This is a genomic window from Luteimonas sp. BLCC-B24, from assembly GCF_028550595.1.
In the GTDB taxonomy this organism is placed as follows: Bacteria; Pseudomonadota; Gammaproteobacteria; order Xanthomonadales; family Xanthomonadaceae; genus Luteimonas.
Genome location: NZ_JAQQGN010000014.1, coordinates 1 through 16435 on the forward strand (window position 1 = coordinate 1; position 16435 = coordinate 16435).

11 protein-coding genes and 1 tRNA gene are annotated in these 16435 nt (G+C 65.2%); all 12 read right to left on the reverse strand.

The genetic code is table 11. The features are described from left to right. Positions 1–172: 172 nt before the first annotated feature. On the reverse strand, positions 173–2260 hold the full coding sequence (gene fusA / locus PQS31_RS16905; RefSeq protein ID WP_272764008.1) for an elongation factor G: 2088 nt from the start codon (positions 2258–2260) through the stop codon (positions 173–175). Positions 2261–2443: 183 nt separating this feature from the next. Continuing rightward, positions 2444–2911, reverse strand: a complete 468-nt coding sequence (rpsG, locus tag PQS31_RS16910) for a 30S ribosomal protein S7 (protein WP_096208164.1) — start codon at positions 2909–2911, stop codon at positions 2444–2446. Between the two features lie 10 nt (positions 2912–2921). Continuing rightward, positions 2922–3296 (reverse strand): 30S ribosomal protein S12, encoded by a 375-nt coding sequence (rpsL, locus tag PQS31_RS16915; protein ID WP_024891235.1) that lies wholly within the window; start codon positions 3294–3296, stop codon positions 2922–2924. A 253-nt stretch (positions 3297–3549) separates the two neighbouring features. After that, entirely contained in the window at positions 3550–7809 is a 4260-nt protein-coding gene (rpoC, locus tag PQS31_RS16920; RefSeq protein ID WP_272764009.1) for a DNA-directed RNA polymerase subunit beta', read from the reverse strand. A 116-nt stretch (positions 7810–7925) separates the two neighbouring features. Beyond that, positions 7926–12101, reverse strand: coding sequence for a DNA-directed RNA polymerase subunit beta (gene rpoB / locus PQS31_RS16925; RefSeq protein ID WP_272764010.1), 4176 nt, complete (start codon positions 12099–12101; stop codon positions 7926–7928). A gap of 234 nt (positions 12102–12335) precedes the next feature. Continuing rightward, positions 12336–12707, reverse strand: a complete 372-nt coding sequence (rplL, locus tag PQS31_RS16930; RefSeq protein WP_272764011.1) for a 50S ribosomal protein L7/L12 — start codon at positions 12705–12707, stop codon at positions 12336–12338. 57 nt (positions 12708–12764) lie between these two features. Further along, on the reverse strand, positions 12765–13310 hold the full coding sequence (gene rplJ, locus PQS31_RS16935; RefSeq protein WP_272764012.1) for a 50S ribosomal protein L10: 546 nt from the start codon (positions 13308–13310) through the stop codon (positions 12765–12767). 370 nt (positions 13311–13680) lie between these two features. After that, entirely contained in the window at positions 13681–14385 is a 705-nt protein-coding gene (rplA, locus tag PQS31_RS16940; protein WP_272764013.1) for a 50S ribosomal protein L1, read from the reverse strand. Positions 14386–14389: 4 nt separating this feature from the next. Further along, the gene (rplK, locus tag PQS31_RS16945) at positions 14390–14818 is read right to left on the reverse strand and encodes a 50S ribosomal protein L11 (RefSeq protein WP_096208169.1); all 429 of its coding nucleotides are present in this window, start codon (positions 14816–14818) and stop codon (positions 14390–14392) included. Positions 14819–15020: 202 nt separating this feature from the next. After that, positions 15021–15593 (reverse strand): transcription termination/antitermination protein NusG, encoded by a 573-nt coding sequence (nusG, locus tag PQS31_RS16950; RefSeq protein WP_096208170.1) that lies wholly within the window; start codon positions 15591–15593, stop codon positions 15021–15023. 16 nt (positions 15594–15609) lie between these two features. Then, on the reverse strand, positions 15610–15990 hold the full coding sequence (secE, locus tag PQS31_RS16955; RefSeq protein ID WP_272764015.1) for a preprotein translocase subunit SecE: 381 nt from the start codon (positions 15988–15990) through the stop codon (positions 15610–15612). Between the two features lie 84 nt (positions 15991–16074). Continuing rightward, positions 16075–16150: transfer RNA gene (locus PQS31_RS16960), tRNA-Trp, on the reverse strand. Between the last annotated feature and the right edge of the window lie 285 nt (positions 16151–16435).

Below are 16435 nucleotides of genomic sequence, written 5' to 3' on the forward strand. Positions count from 1 at the left end.
CTTGCCGTGGTCAACGTGACCAATCGTGCCCACGTTCACGTGGGGCTTGGTGCGCTCGAACTTACCCTTTGCCATGGTTTGTAACCTCTGTGTTCGTGATTGGTGATTGGTGATTCGAGTCAGACGGAGCCCATGCCCAGGCGGGCACAGGCTCCGAACCACGAATCACGACTTACTTCTTGGTGACGGTCTCGGCGATGTTGGCCGGGGCCTCGGCGTAGTGGTCGAACTCCATCGAGAACGTCGCACGGCCCTGGGACATCGAGCGCAGCGTGGTCGCGTAGCCGAACATCTCGCCCAGCGGGATCATCGCGTTGATGATCTTGCCCGACGGGCTGTCGTCCTGACCCTGCAGGATGCCGCGACGGCGGCTGACGTCGCCCATCACGTCACCGAGGTAATCCTCGGGCGTGACGATCTCGACCTTCATGATCGGCTCGAGCAGCACCGGGCTGGCGCGGTTGAAGCCTTCCTTGAAGCCCATCGAGCCGGCGATCTTGAACGCCATTTCGGACGAGTCAACCTCGTGGTACGAGCCGTCGACCAGCTTCACCTTGACGTCGACGATCGGGTAGCCCGCCATGATGCCGTTGGCCAGCACTTCCTGGATGCCCTTGTCGACCGCGGGGATGTATTCCTTCGGCACGACGCCGCCGACGATCGCGTTCTCGAACTCGTAGCCGGTGCCGCTCTCCTGCGGCGACAGCTCCAGCCACACGTGGCCGAACTGACCCTTACCACCGGACTGGCGCACGAACTTGCCTTCGGCCTTGACCGACTTGCGGATCGTCTCGCGGTAAGCCACCTGCGGCTTGCCGACGTTCGCCTCGACGTTGAACTCACGCTTCATGCGGTCGACGATGATGTCCAGGTGCAGCTCGCCCATGCCGGCGATGATGGTCTGGCCGGACTCTTCGTCGGTACGCACGCGGAAGGACGGATCCTCCTGCGCCAGGCGACCGAGCGCGAGGCCCATCTTCTCCTGGTCCGACTTGGTCTTCGGCTCGACCGCCATCGAGATGACGGGCTCCGGGAACACCATGCGCTCGAGCGTGATGATGTGGTCCTGGGCGCACAGCGTATCGCCGGTGGTCACGTCCTTCAGGCCGACGGCCGCGGCGATGTCGCCGGCGCGCACTTCCTTGATCTCTTCGCGGTTGTTCGAGTGCATCTGCAGGATGCGGCCCACGCGCTCCTTCTTCGACTTGACCGGGTTGTAGACTTGGTCGCCGGAGTTGAGCACGCCTGAGTAGACGCGGAAGAACGTCAGCGAACCCACGAACGGGTCGGTCATGATCTTGAACGCCAGCGCCGAGAACGGCGCCTTGTCGTCGGCGGTGCGGGTGTCCTCGTTCTCGCGGTCGTCGATGCCCTGCACCGGCGGACGATCCGCCGGCGACGGCAGCAGCTGGATCACGCCGTCGAGCATCGCCTGGACGCCCTTGTTCTTGAACGCCGTGCCACAGAACACCGGCACGATTTCCACCTTCAGCGTGCGCTCGCGCAGGCCGGCGAGAATCTCGTCCTCGGACAGGTCGCCCTCGTTGAGGTACTTGTCCATCAGGCTCTCGTTGGCCTCGGCCGCGGCCTCGACCATGAAGCTGCGGGCTTCGGTCGCCTGGTCGACGAGATCGGCCGGGATGTCGCGATACTCGAACACCGTGCCCTGCGACGCGGTATCCCAGTGGATCGCCTTCATCTTCAGCAGATCGACGACGCCCTCGAAGCCGTCTTCGGCACCGATCGGCACCTGCATCGGCACGGCGTAGGCGCCCAGACGGGCCTTCAGCTGCTCGACGACCTTGTCGAAGTTGGCACCGGTGCGGTCCATCTTGTTGACGAACGCAAGGCGCGGCACCTGGTACTTATTGGCCTGGCGCCACACGGTCTCGGACTGCGGCTGCACGCCACCGACCGCACACAGCACGAACACCGCGCCGTCGAGCACGCGCAAGCTGCGCTCGACTTCGATCGTGAAGTCGACGTGGCCGGGGGTGTCGATGATGTTGAAGCGGTGCTCGGGCAGCGACTTGTCCATGCCCTTCCAGAACGCCGTGGTGGCCGCCGAGGTGATGGTGATGCCGCGCTCCTGCTCCTGCTCCATCCAGTCCATGGTGGCGGCGCCGTCGTGCACTTCACCGATCTTGTGGCTCACGCCGGTGTAGAACAGGATGCGCTCGGAGGTCGTGGTCTTGCCGGCATCGATGTGGGCCATGATGCCGAAGTTGCGGTAGCGTTCGATGGGAGTCGTGCGAGCCACGTCAGTCTCTCGTATTGAATGGCGAAGTCCCGTCTGGAACGCGGAAGCTTCGCGATGGAATCGCTTGAATGGACGAATGCCGCCTTGCGGCGGCCTTCGGATCCTGCGTGCGGTCTGTGACCGCCTGGAGGCACCGGAATGGTGCCGACGGGCTCCGGAATCAACCGGAGCCCGCGGGTCCGCTTACCAGCGGTAGTGCGCGAACGCCTTGTTGGCGTCGGCCATGCGGTGGGTCTCTTCGCGCTTCTTGATCGCGCCACCACGGTTTTCCGACGCGTCGATCAGCTCGGCGGCCAGCTTGCGCGGCATGCTGTTCTCGCCGCGCTTGCGCGCCGACTCGATCAGCCAGCGCATCGCCAGCGCCATGCGGCGCGACGAGCGCACTTCGACCGGCACCTGGTAGGTAGCGCCGCCGACGCGACGCGACTTCACCTCGACGGCCGGCGAGATGTTGCCCAGCGCCTTCTCGACCAGCTCGAGCGCGTTGCCGTTCTTCTCGCTGATGACGTCCATGGCGCCGTAGACGATCTTCTCGGCGACCGACTTCTTGCCGCTCTTCATGACCATGTTGATGAAGCGGGCGATCGTCTCGCTGCCGTGCTTCGGGTCGGGCAGCACCGAACGCTGCGGGGTGTTTCCTTTACGCGACATTGTCTATTCCTCAGCCCTTCGGACGCTTCGCGCCGTACTTCGAACGTGCCTGCTTGCGCTTCGCGACGCCGGCAGCGTCGAGCGAACCACGGACGGTGTGGTAACGGACACCCGGCAGGTCCTTGACGCGACCGCCGCGGATCAGCACCACGCTGTGTTCCTGCAGGTTGTGGCCTTCACCGCCGATGTACGAGATGACCTCGTAGCCGTTGGTCAGGCGCACCTTGGCGACCTTGCGAAGCGCCGAGTTCGGCTTCTTCGGGGTCGTCGTGTAGACGCGGGTGCAGACGCCGCGGCGCTGCGGGCAGTTCGCCAGCGCGGGCGACGTGCTCTTGTACGTTTCAGGGCTGCGCGGCTTCCGCACCAGCTGGTTGATCGTTGCCATCAGGTCTCGAGTTCTATGGTTCGGGCCGTGGCCCGGTGAAAACGAAGGCAGACGGAAACCCGTCTGCCAGACGAAAAAGTATAGCCCGCGTCAACGCAATGCGTCAACGCGAGCCGATACCGCCGCCGGCCAGCCACGAATGGCACAGCCCGACATACTTGCGTCCCGTCCGTCCTGGACCGAATACGAGCCGCGTCCTGCGCCTCATTTCGGAGTCTGGGCGGCCCACGCGGGGCCGCCAAAGAGGTCTATCTTAGCCTGCGTTCTCGTCGCTGTCAGCCACCGGAGTGACCGGCACGTCTTCGAGCATCACCTGTTCCGGCGACAGGGTCACCGGCGCGGTCTCGGCGACGGGACCGGCGAGGGTCTCCATCTCCGAATCCGTCAGGCCCGACGCCGCCCGGCGGCGCTGGGTGTGATAGGCCAGGCCCGTGCCCGCGGGAATCAGACGACCCACGATCACGTTCTCCTTGAGGCCACGGAGCCCGTCGCGCGTGCCGCGCACGGCGGCTTCGGTCAGGACGCGGGTGGTCTCCTGGAACGAGGCCGCCGAGATGAACGATTCGGTGGCCAGCGAGGCCTTGGTGATGCCCAGGAGCACCGGGTCGAACTTCGCCGGCAGCTCGTTCTTGGCGAGATGCTTGACGTTGTCCTCGATCACGCGCTGACGCTCGACCTGCTCGCCATTGAGGAAACGGCTGTCGCCCTGGTCGGTGATCTCGACCTTGCGCAGCATCTGGCGAACGATCACCTCGATGTGCTTGTCGTTGATCTTCACGCCCTGCAGGCGATAGACGTCCTGGATTTCCTTGGTTAGGTACGACGCCAGTTCCTCGACGCCCTTCAGACGCAGGATGTCCTGCGGGCTCGGCTCGCCGTCCACCACGGTCTCGCCCTTCTCGACGTGCTCGCCTTCGAACACGATGATCTGGCGGTACTTCGGGATCAGCTCTTCATGATCCTCGCCGTCCGTCGCCTTGATGATCAGGCGCTGCTTGCCCTTGGTGTCCTTGCCGAAGCTGACGATGCCCGACTTCTCGGCGAGGATCGCCGGGTCCTTGGGCTTGCGCGCTTCGAACAGGTCGGCCACGCGCGGCAGACCACCGGTGATGTCGCGGGTCTTCGACGCTTCCTGCGGCACCTTGGTCACCACGTCACCTACGCCGACGGCGTCGCCGTCCTGCAGGTTGACGATCGAGCGCGGCGGCAGCAGGTACTGCGCCGGCAGGTCGGTACCCGGGATCGACAGGTCGTTGCCGTTCTTGTCGACGATGCGGACGATCGGACGCAGATCCTTGCCCTGCGAGCCGCGACGCTTGGGATCGGTGATCTCGCGCGAGGCCAGGCCGGTCAGGTCGTCGGTCTTCTCGATGACGGTGATGCCGTCGACGAAGTCGATGAAGCGGATGAAACCCGCCACTTCCGACACGATCGGGTGGTTGTGCGGATCCCAGTTCGCGACCGTCTGGCCGGCCTTGATCGCGTCGCCGTCCTTGACGGTGATCGTCGCGCCGTAGGGCAGCTTGTAGCGCTCGCGCTCGCGGCCGTGGCCGTCGAGCACCGAGAGCTCGCCCGAACGCGAGACCGCGACCAGGTTGCCGCTCTCGTGGGTGACGAACTTGAGGTTGTTGAACTTGATCGAGCCGGTGGTCTTGACCGTCACGTTGTCGATGGCGGCCGCACGCGACGCCGCGCCACCGATGTGGAAGGTACGCATGGTCAGCTGGGTGCCCGGCTCGCCGATCGACTGCGCGGCGACCACGCCCACGGCTTCGCCCTGGTTGACCAGGTGACCACGGCCGAGATCGCGGCCGTAACACATCGCGCAGACGCCGAAGCTGCTCTCGCAGCTGATCGTCGAGCGCACCTTGATCGACTGGACACCGGCTTCCTCGAGCTTCACCACCCACTGCTCGTCGAGCAGCGTGTTGCGGGTGACGATCGGATCCTCGTCGTTGCCGGGCAGGAACACATCCTCGGCCACGACGCGACCCAGGACACGGTCGCGCAGCGGCTCGACGACGTCGCCACCTTCGACGATCGGCGTCATGGTCAGACCGTCGGCGGTGCCGCAGTCGACTTCGGTGATCACCACGTCCTGGGCCACGTCGACGAGTCGACGGGTCAGGTAACCGGAGTTCGCGGTCTTGAGCGCGGTATCGGCCAGACCCTTGCGGGCACCGTGGGTGGAGTTGAAGTACTCCTGCACGTTCAGGCCTTCGCGGAAGTTCGCGATGATCGGCGTTTCGATGATCGAGCCGTCCGGCTTGGCCATCAGGCCGCGCATGCCGGCCAGCTGACGGATCTGCGCCTGCGAACCACGCGCACCGGAGTCGGCCATGATGTAGAGCGAGTTCATCGACTTCTGGTCGATGGTCTCGCCCTTGGCATTGACGACCTTCTCGGTGCCGATCGTGTCCATCATCGCCTTGGCGATGCGCTCGTTCGTACGCGACCAGATGTCGACGACCTTGTTGTAGCGCTCGCCGGCGGTGACCAGACCCGACTGGTACTGCTGCTGGATCTCCAGCACCTCGGTCTCGGCCTCGGCCAGGATGCCCTTCTTCTCGGTCGGGATGGTCATGTCGTTGATGCCGATCGACACGCCCGCACGCGTCGCATTGCCGAAGCCGGTGTACATCAGCTTGTCGGCGAACACGACCGTGTCCTTCAGGCCCAGGCGGCGGTAGCAGGCGTTGATCAGGCGCGAGATGTTCTTCTTGTTGAGCTCGACGTTGGCGAGCTCGAACGGAAGACCGTCGGGCATGATCTCGAGCAGCAGCGCACGACCCACGGTCGTCTCGACGATCGAGGTCACCTGGTCACGCGAGCCGTCCTCGCCGATCACGGTCTGGCGGATGCGGACCTTGATCTTGGCGTGCAGGCCCGCGGCCTTGTTGTCGTACGCGCGGCGCACTTCGGCGATGTTGGCGAACACCATGCCCTCGCCCTGGATGTTCTCCAGCGCACGGGTCATGTAGTACAGGCCGAGCACGACGTCCTGCGACGGCACGATGATCGGCTCGCCGTTGGCCGGCGAGAGGATGTTGTTCGACGCCATCATCAGTGCACGCGCTTCGAGCTGGGCTTCCAGCGACAGCGGCACGTGGACCGCCATCTGGTCACCGTCGAAGTCGGCGTTGAACGCGGTACACACCAGCGGGTGCAGCTGGATCGCCTTGCCTTCGATCAGCACCGGCTCGAACGCCTGGATGCCCAGGCGGTGCAGCGTCGGCGCGCGGTTGAGCAGCACGGGATGCTCGCGGATCACCTCTTCGAGGATGTCCCACACCTCGGCCTCCTCACGCTCGACGAGCTTCTTGGCGGCCTTGATCGTCGTGGCGAGGCCACGGCGCTGCAGCTTGGCGAAGATGAAGGGCTTGAACAGCTCGAGCGCCATCTTCTTCGGCAGGCCGCACTCGTGCAGGCGCAGGGTCGGACCGACCACGATGACCGAACGGCCCGAGTAGTCCACGCGCTTGCCGAGCAGGTTCTGGCGGAACCGGCCCTGCTTGCCCTTGATCATGTCGGCCAGCGACTTGAGCGGGCGCTTGTTGGTACCGGTGATCGCGCGGCCGCGGCGGCCGTTGTCCATCAGCGCGTCGACCGACTCCTGCAGCATGCGCTTCTCGTTGCGCACGATGATGTCGGGCGCATTGAGTTCGAGCAGGCGACGCAGGCGGTTGTTGCGGTTGATGACGCGGCGGTAGAGATCGTTGAGATCCGAGGTCGCGAAGCGGCCGCCGTCCAGCGGCACCAGCGGACGCAGGTCCGGCGGCAGCACCGGCAGCACGGTCATGATCATCCACTCCGGGCGGTTGCCCGAGTCGATGAAGGCCTCGACCAGCTTGATGCGCTTGGTGAGGCGCTTGAGCTTGGTCTCCGAGCCGGTGGCGGCGATCTCTTCCTTCAGGCGCGCCATCTCGGCCTGCAGATCGATCGTGCGCAGCAGGTCGAACACCGCCTCGGCGCCCATCGCGGCGTCGAAGTCGTCGCCGTGCTCCTGGCGCATCTGCATGAACTGCTCTTCGTTGAGCAGCTGGCCGCGCTCGAGCGGGGTCAGGCCCGGCTCGGTGACGACGAACGCCTCGAAGTACAGGATGCGCTCGATGTCACGCAGGGTCATGTCCAGCATCAGGCCGATGCGGCTGGGCAGCGACTTGAGGAACCAGATGTGGGCGACCGGCGAGGCCAGGTCGATGTGCCCCATGCGCTCGCGGCGCACCTTGGCCAGCGTGACTTCGGTGCCGCACTTCTCGCAGACCACACCGCGGTGCTTCATGCGCTTGTACTTGCCGCACAGGCACTCGTAGTCCTTGATCGGACCGAAGATCGCGGCGCAGAACAGGCCGTCGCGCTCGGGCTTGAACGTGCGGTAGTTGATGGTCTCGGGCTTCTTCACCTCGCCGAACGACCACGAACGGATCAGGTCCGGGGACGCGAGCGCGATCTTGATCGCGTCGAAGTCCGGGATCTGGCGCTGCTGGTTGAAGAGATTGAGCAGGTCTTTCATAAATTTCTCCGGGAGTCGGGATTCGGAAGTCGGGATTCGTCAGAGCGGAGATCCGGCGCATCGGGATCGAGGCGTTTCGCCTTCGAATCCCGGACCCGGATCCCCTGTCCCGTCTCTCAGTGCTCCTCGAGCTCCATGTTGATCGCGAGCGAACGGATTTCCTTGACCAGCACGTTGAACGATTCCGGCATGCCGGCGACCATTTCGTGTTCGCCGTCGACGATGTTCTTGTACATCTGGTTGCGGCCCTGCACGTCGTCGGACTTCACCGTCAGCATTTCCTGCAGGGTGTAGGCCGCGCCGTAGGCTTCCAGCGCCCAGACTTCCATCTCGCCGAAGCGCTGACCGCCGAACTGCGCCTTGCCGCCCAGCGGCTGCTGGGTGACGAGCGAGTACGGGCCGGTCGAACGCGCGTGCATCTTGTCGTCGACGAGGTGGTTGAGCTTGAGCATGTGCATGTAGCCCACGGTGACCTCGCGCTCGAACGTCTCGCCGGTGCGGCCGTCGTAGAGGCGGTGCTGGCCGCTGGTCGGCATGTCCGCCAGCTCGAGCATCGCCTTGATCTCCGATTCCGCTGCGCCGTCGAACACCGGGGTGGCCATCGGCACGCCGTCGGTCAGGTTGCCGGCGAGCGTCAGCAGCTCCTCGTCACTGAACTGCGACAGGTCGACGCGCTGTGCGAACGACGCCTTGTCGTGGTTGTAGATCTTGTCGAGGAACGCACGCAGCTCGGCCACCTTGGCCTGGGCGTCGAGCATCCGCTGGATCTTCTCGCCCAGGCCCTTGGCCGCCAGGCCCAGGTGGACTTCGAGGATCTGGCCGATGTTCATACGCGACGGCACACCCAGCGGGTTCAACACGATGTCGACCGTGTTGCCGTTCGCCATGTACGGCATGTCCTGCACGGGCACGATGGTCGAAACCACACCCTTGTTTCCGTGACGGCCGGCCATCTTGTCGCCCGGCTGGATGCGGCGCTTCACGGCCAGATACACCTTGACCATCTTCAGCACGCCCGGCGCGAGGTCGTCGCCCTGGGTGATCTTGCCGCGCTTGTCGGCGAAGCGCTTCTCGAACTCCTTCTGGTGCGCGTCGATCTGCTTCTGCGCGCGCTCGATCGCATCGGACGCGTCCTCGTCCTTCATGCGGATCTGGAACCAGTCGGACTTCTTCATGCCGTCGAGCACGAGCGAGCTGACCGTATCGCCCTTCTTCAGGCCCGGACCGCCGTTGGCGACCTTGCCCTGGATCTGCGAACGCAGACGCGCGTAGATCGCCGATTCCAGAATGCGGAACTGGTCGTCGAAGTCCTTCTTGACGCGCTTGATCTCGGACTCTTCGATCTGCTTGGCACGCTTGTCCTTCTCGATGCCGTCGCGGGTGAAGACCTGCACGTCGATGACGGTGCCGTCCATGCCCGGCGGCACGCGCAGCGAGCTGTCCTTCACGTCCGACGCCTTCTCACCGAAGATCGCGCGCAGCAGCTTCTCTTCCGGCGTCAGCTGGCTCTCGCCCTTGGGCGTGACCTTGCCGACCAGGATGTCGCCGGCGCGGACTTCCGCACCGATGTACACCACGCCGGATTCGTCGAGGCGGTTGAGCGCGTTCTCCGACACGTTCGGGATGTCGGCGGAGATTTCCTCCGGTCCCAGCTTCGTGTCGCGAGCGACCGCGGTCAGCTCCTCGATGTGGATCGTCGTGTAGCGGTCTTCCTTGACGACGCGCTCCGACAGCAGGATCGAGTCTTCGAAGTTGTAGCCGTTCCACGGCATGAACGCGACGAGCATGTTCTGGCCCAGGGCCAGTTCGCCGATGTCGGTCGAGGGACCGTCGGCCAGCACGTCGCCGCGCGCCACCACGTCACCCACGTTCACCAGCGGACGCTGGTTGATGCAGGTGTTCTGGTTGGAACGCGTGTACTTGATCAGGTTGTAGATGTCGACGCCGGCATCGTGCTCGCCGGAAATCTCCTCTTCATTGACCTTGACCACGACGCGACCGGCGTCGATCTGCTCGATCACGCCGCCACGGCGGGCGTTCACGGTCACGCCCGAGTCGCGCGCCACGGCGCGCTCGATGCCGGTCCCGACCAGCGGCTTCTGCGCGCGCAGCGTCGGCACGGCCTGGCGCTGCATGTTGGCACCCATCAGCGCGCGGTTCGCGTCGTCGTGCTCGAGGAACGGCACCAGCGCTGCGGCCACCGACACGGTCTGCATCGGCGAAACGTCCATGTAGTGGATTTCCGCCGGCGGCTTGAGCAGCGACTCGCCCTGGAAGCGGCAATCGACGAACTGCTGGGTCATCACGCCGTTCTCGTCCTGCACGGCATTGGCCTGCGCGATGACGTAGTCGTTCTCCTCGATCGCCGAGAGGTACTCGATCTCGTCGGTGACGCGGCTGTCGACGACCTTGCGGTACGGCGTCTCGAGGAAGCCGTAGCGGTTGGTGCGCGCGAACGTCGCCAGCGAGTTGATCAGGCCGATGTTCGGGCCTTCCGGCGTTTCGATGGTGCAGACGCGGCCGTAGTGCGTGGGATGCACGTCGCGCACTTCGAAGCCGGCGCGCTCGCGGGTCAGACCGCCCGGGCCCAGGGCCGAGACGCGACGCTTGTGCGTGACTTCCGACAGCGGGTTGTTCTGGTCCATGAACTGCGACAGCTGCGAGGAGCCGAAGAACTCCTTGACCGCCGCCGCGACCGGCTTGGCGTTGATGAGCTCCTGCGGGGTCAGGCCATCGGCCTCGGCCATCGTCAGGCGCTCGCGCACGGCGCGCTCGACGCGGACCAGGCCCACGCGGAACACGTTTTCGGCCATTTCACCGACCGAACGCACGCGGCGGTTGCCGAGGTGGTCGATGTCGTCGACGACGCCGCGACCGTTGCGGATTTCGGTCAGCACGCGGATGACGTCGAGAATGTCCGAGGTCTGGCCGTACTCGCCGCGCAGGCGCACCGAATCCTCGTCCTTGCGCTCGGCGAAGTAACGCGCGTCGTACAGCACGGATGCGCCGGTGACTTCCTTGCGGCCGAGACGGCGGTTGAACTTCATCCGGCCCACGCCCGACAGGTCGTAGCGCTCAAAGGTGAAGAACAGGTTGTGGAACAGGTTCTGCGCGGCGTCCTTGGTCGGCGGCTCGCCGGGACGCATCATGCGGTAGATCTCGACCAGCGCGTCGAGCTGGGTCTTCGTCGAGTCGATGCGCAGGGTGTTCGACAGGTAGGGGCCGCGATCGAGATCGTTGACCCAGATCGTGCCGATCGTTTCGATACCGGCCTTGCGCAGGGCTTCGAGCGTCTCGAGCGAGATCTCGTCGTTGGCCGTGGCCACGAGCTCGCCGGTCGACGGGTCGATGACGTCGTGCGAGAGGATCTGGCCGACCATGTAGTCGTCCGGCACGGCGAGCGCGGTGATGCCCGAGGCTTCGAGCTGCTTGACGTGGCGCGCGGTGATGCGCTTGCCGGCTTCGACGATGACCTTGTCACCATCGAGCAGATCGAAGTTCAGCGTCTCGCCGCGCAGGCGCTCCGACACCAGCTCCAGCTGCACGCCCTCGCCCTCGGGGAGGATGTGGTAGCTGTTGATGTCGAAGAACTCGTTGAGCATCTCCTCGTTGCTGTAACCGAGCGCGCGCAGCAGCACCGACACCGGCAGCTTGCGGCGACGGTCGATACGGGTGAACAGCGCGTCCTTCGGGTCGAACTCGAAGTCCAGCCACGAGCCGCGGTAGGGAATGATGCGCGCGCTGTAGAGCAGCTTGCCCGAGCTGTGGGTCTTGCCGCGGTCGTGGTCGAAGAACACGCCCGGCGAGCGGTGCAGCTGCGAGACGATGACGCGCTCGGTGCCGTTGATGATGAAGGTGCCGTTCTCGGTCATGAGCGGGATCTCGCCCATGTAGACCTCCTGCTCCTTCACGTACTTGATGGCCTTGGACGACGACTCGCGGTCGTAGATCACCAGGCGCACGGTCACGCGCAGCGGGGCGCCGTAGCTCAGGCCGCGGTTGCGGCACTCGCGCTCGTCGAAGCCGGGCTCGCCGAGCTTGTAACCGACGTATTCCAGAGCGGCGTAGCCGTTGTAGCTGACGATCGGGAAGACCGACTTCAGCGCGGCGTGCAGGCCGCGGTCCTCGCGCTGGGCGGGGTCGCGGTCGGCCTGCAGGAACTCGCGGTACGAGTCCACCTGGATGGCCAACAGGAACGGCACCTCGAGAATCTGCCGGCGCTTGCCGAAGTTCTTGCGGATGCGCTTCTTCTCGGTGAACGAGTAGTTCGACTGGAGCTGGGACGTCGTCATGGATGTACGCCTCGATGAATCGGTGGATCGCGTCGCGATCCGGGGGGAACATGAGCTGCCACTGGGTAGTCGCTGGTATTGCCGGCACCAGCACGCCATCTCCCGCTACTACCCACTGACAACTGGTGTCAGTTGTCTGCGATCGCCCCGATGATCAGGAACGACCAAGGGCCGGGAGCTTTCGCCCCCGGCCCCGGTGCATCGCCAGCATGTGCTGCGATGCCAAGGTGCCGCTTACTTGAGCTCGGCGGTCGCGCCAGCAGCTTCGAGATCCTTCTTGATCTTCTCGGCTTCTTCCTTCGAGGCGCCTTCCTTGACGTCCTTCGGTGCGCCTTCGACCAGGTCCTTGGCTTCCTTCAGGCCCAGGCCGGTGATGGCGCGGACGACCTTGATGACCTCGACCTTCTTGTCGCCGGCGGCCTTCAGCACGACGGTGAACTCGGTCTGCTCTTCGGCAGCCGCGGCCGGACCGGCAGCAGCAGCGACGGCGACCGGCGCCGCGGCGGAGACGCCGAACTTCTCTTCGATGGCCTTGACCAGCTCCATCACTTCCATCAGGGACTTCTCGGCGATGGCGTCGACGATCTGTTCAGTGGTGAGGGACATGTTGATTACCTTTGAAAAGTTTTCTGGGATGGGGTTCGTTGGACCTGCAGGTCGGGCTTACGCCGTCGCTTCGGTCGCGCTTTCGGCAGACGCTTCGGCCGGCGCATCTTCGCCGCCACCCTGCTTGTCGCCGACGGCCTTGACGGCACGGGCGAACATCGCAGCGGGTTCGGACAGCACGCGGGCGAGCATCGACAACGCCTGGTCGAGCGTCGGCAGCGAGGCCAGGACATCGACGTGGCTGGCCGGGTACAGCTGGCCTTCGACGACGACGACCTTCGGCACGAGCTTGTCGTTGGTCTTGGCGAATTCCTTGATCAGGCGACCGGCAGCGCCGGGCTCCTCGGTCGAGAACGCGTACAGCAGAGGGCCGACCAGCGCGTCCTTGGAACACGCGTAGTCCGTACCTTCCACGGCGCGTGCGGCCAGGGTGTTCTTGACAACGCGCAAGTACACACCGGTCTCACGAGCCTTCTTGCGCATCTCGGTCATCTGGCTGACCGTGGTGCCCACGTACTCGACGGCAATCAAGGAGTGCGCCTTGGCGGCGACTTCTGCCAGCTCGGCGACAACTTCCTGCTTCTGGGACAGATTGAGAGCCATTAATCACTCCTCATTGTGAACTCCGCTCGCGGCTCCTGCCGGTCGCGGTCCTGAGCGGCTTCCGTCCTGGAGGCCGGGGATGCGCGAGCATCCCGGTGGTGGCCTTTCTGCCTGGCTGGACGGATGTCTGACCAGAAAACTTCGAAAAGGCATCACCATCTACGCAGGCCCTCCGGTGCATGCACCTCGGGATTAAGCGCTCTCGACCGTCGCGGGCGGCGACTCCCTGCCAGTTCGAGCATCCGATGCCCGTCGCCCCGTCGATCTCGACCGCGCCTGCGGTCTTTGACGGCGCCGCCGCGGCCTTGCGTCCGCGGCGATGCCCCCAAAACGCGTCCCCCGTGTGGACGACGCGGTTGTTGCGTATGGATCAGCGCGCGATGGTCAGCGACGACTGGTCGACCGTGACGCCGGGACCCATCGTCGAGCTCAGCGAGATCTTCTGCAGGTACTGGCCCTTGGCGGTGGCCGGCTTGGCCTTCACCAGATCGGCCAGCAGCGCCTGCAGGTTTTCCTTCAGCTTCTCGGCATCGAAATCGGCCTTGCCGATCGTGCAGTGGATGATGCCGGCCTTGTCGGTGCGGTAACGGACCTGGCCACCCTTGGCGTTCTTCACGGCCTCGCCCGGATTCGGGGAGACGGTGCCGACCTTCGGGTTCGGCATCAGGCCGCGCGGACCGAGGATGGTGCCGAGCTTGCCGACGACGCGCATCGCGTCCGGCGTGGCGATCACGACGTCGTAGTTGATGTCGCCGGCCTGCATCTTCTCGGCCAGGTCGTCCATGCCGACGACGTCGGCACCCGCGGCCAGGGCCTCGTCGGCCTTGGCGCCGGCCGGCGCGAACACCGCGACGCGGACGCTCTTGCCGGTGCCGGCGGGCAGCACGGTCGAGCCGCGCACCTGCTGGTCGGACTTGCGCGCATCGACGCCGAGGCGGACGGCCACGTCCACGGCTTCGGCGAACTTCGCGCTGCTGTGATCCTTGACGATCTTCAGTGCGTCATCGATGCCGTAGCTCTTGCCCGGCTGCACGGCGGCCTGCAGGGCCTTCTGTCGCTTGGTCAGCTTCGCCATGGTCTCAACCCTCCACCGTCAGGCCCATCGAACGGGCGGTGCCCGCGATGGTGCGCACTGCTGCTTCCAGCTCAGCCGCCGTCAGGTCGGCTTCCTTGGTCTTGGCGATCTCTTCGATCTGCGCGCGCGTCACCTTGCCCACCTTTTCGGTGTTGGGACGCTTGGAACCCGAGCTCACGCCCGCGGCCTTCTTCAGCAGCACCGAGGCCGGCGTGCTCTTGGTGATGAAGGTGAACGTACGGTCCGAATAGGCCGTGATGATGACCGGGGTCGGCAGACCCGGCTCGAGCTTGGAGGTCGCTGCGTTGAACGCCTTGCAGAACTCCATGATGTTCAGGCCGCGCTGACCCAGCGCAGGACCGACCGGCGGCGAGGGGTTGGCCTGACCGGCCTTGACCTGCAGCTTGATGTAACCGACGACTTTCTTCGCCATTGTCTTCTTCTCTCCGGGTGCAAGCGCCTGGACTCAGGCTCCCCATCGCTTCCGGGAAATCGCGTGTCCCGGATTCACGTTGTCCATCTCGCGCGAAAGGCCGCCCATACGGCGGCCTGTGCGGTTGCCTGGCGCGGCCAGACAGCGAGCCGCGCACTATAGCAGGGTTTCGCGCGCCCGTCACATGCGGGCGGCGGCGGGGTCAGGCCTTCTCGACCTGCCCGAATTCCAGCTCCACCGGGGTGGAACGGCCGAAGATGAGCACGGCCACGCGCAGGCGGCTCTTCTCGTAGTTGACTTCCTCGACCACGCCGTTGAAGTCGTTGAACGGGCCGTCGATGACGCGGACCATCTGGCCCGCCTCGAACAGCACCTTCGGACGCGGCTTCTCGACGCCTTCCTGCACGCGGTCGAGGATCACGGCGGCCTCGTCGTCGCGGATCGGCAACGGACGGTCGGCGGTGCCGCCGATGAAGCCCATCACCTTCGGCGTCTCCTTCACCAGGTGCCAGCTCTCGTTGTCCATGCGCGGAATGCCGCCCTCGTCCGAGGTCAGGATCTGCACCAGAACATAGCCCGGGAAGAACTTGCGCTCGGAACGGCGCTTCTGGCCGGAGCGCATCTCGATCACTTCCTCGGTCGGCACCAGCACATCGCCGAACTTTTCCTGCATGCCGGTGCGCGCGATCCGGTCACGCAGCGCCTGGGCGACCGACTTCTCGAAGCCGGAATAGGCATGCACGACGTACCAGCGCTTGACGCCTTCGGTTTCCATCTGAATCGTTACTCCGTCACTGCCTCAGAACGAGGCGGATGAGCCACTGGATGACCTGGTCGAAGCCGGCCAGCATCAGGCTGATGATGATCACCGCGATGATCACGATCCACGTCAGCCGGATCGCCTCCTGGCGCGTCGGCCAGACGACCTTGCGCAGCTCGAAGCGGGTTTCCGAGAAGAAATCCCGGGTCTTGTGGCCTTTGCCGGTGGTCAGGAATACCGCGGCGGCGCCGACGACGCACAGCGCGACGATGACGCTGCGCACCACGGTCGCCAGCTGCGCCTCGAACCAGTAGAAGGCGAACACGCCGGCCACCACCAGCAGGACGGCTGCGGCGTACTTGGCGACGTCCGCCTGGGACGCGCCTTTCGAATGTTCCACTCTGCTGTTCAAGTCCCGGCGACTCATCGGTTGGGCGACTGCTCGGTTGACAGGCCAGGCCGTGCAGCACCAGGCCCCGTGCGGAGGATCCGCGAATGGCACGCCAGGAGGGACTCGAACCCCCAACCTGCGGTTTTGGAGACCGCTGCTCTGCCAATTGAGCTACTGGCGTAAGGATGGAACAGATGCCGCCCCGGACGCCTGAGACGGCGAAGGCGGACCGGGGTGCCGGCCCGCCCTTTGGATCGCCATTCCCGCCGAAGCGGAAATCCAGGGACTCTGGTTGTGTGCTGCTCGGCGAACCGAAGAGCCGAAGTCACTGGACCCCGGACCGAACGGACTGTCGTCCGTCGAAAGCCGCCGGGATGACGACCTGGCAGCCGAGCGCGCGAAGCGCGCTCGGACCAGGGCGTTACTTGATGATCTTGGCCACCACGCCGGCGCCGACGGTACGGCC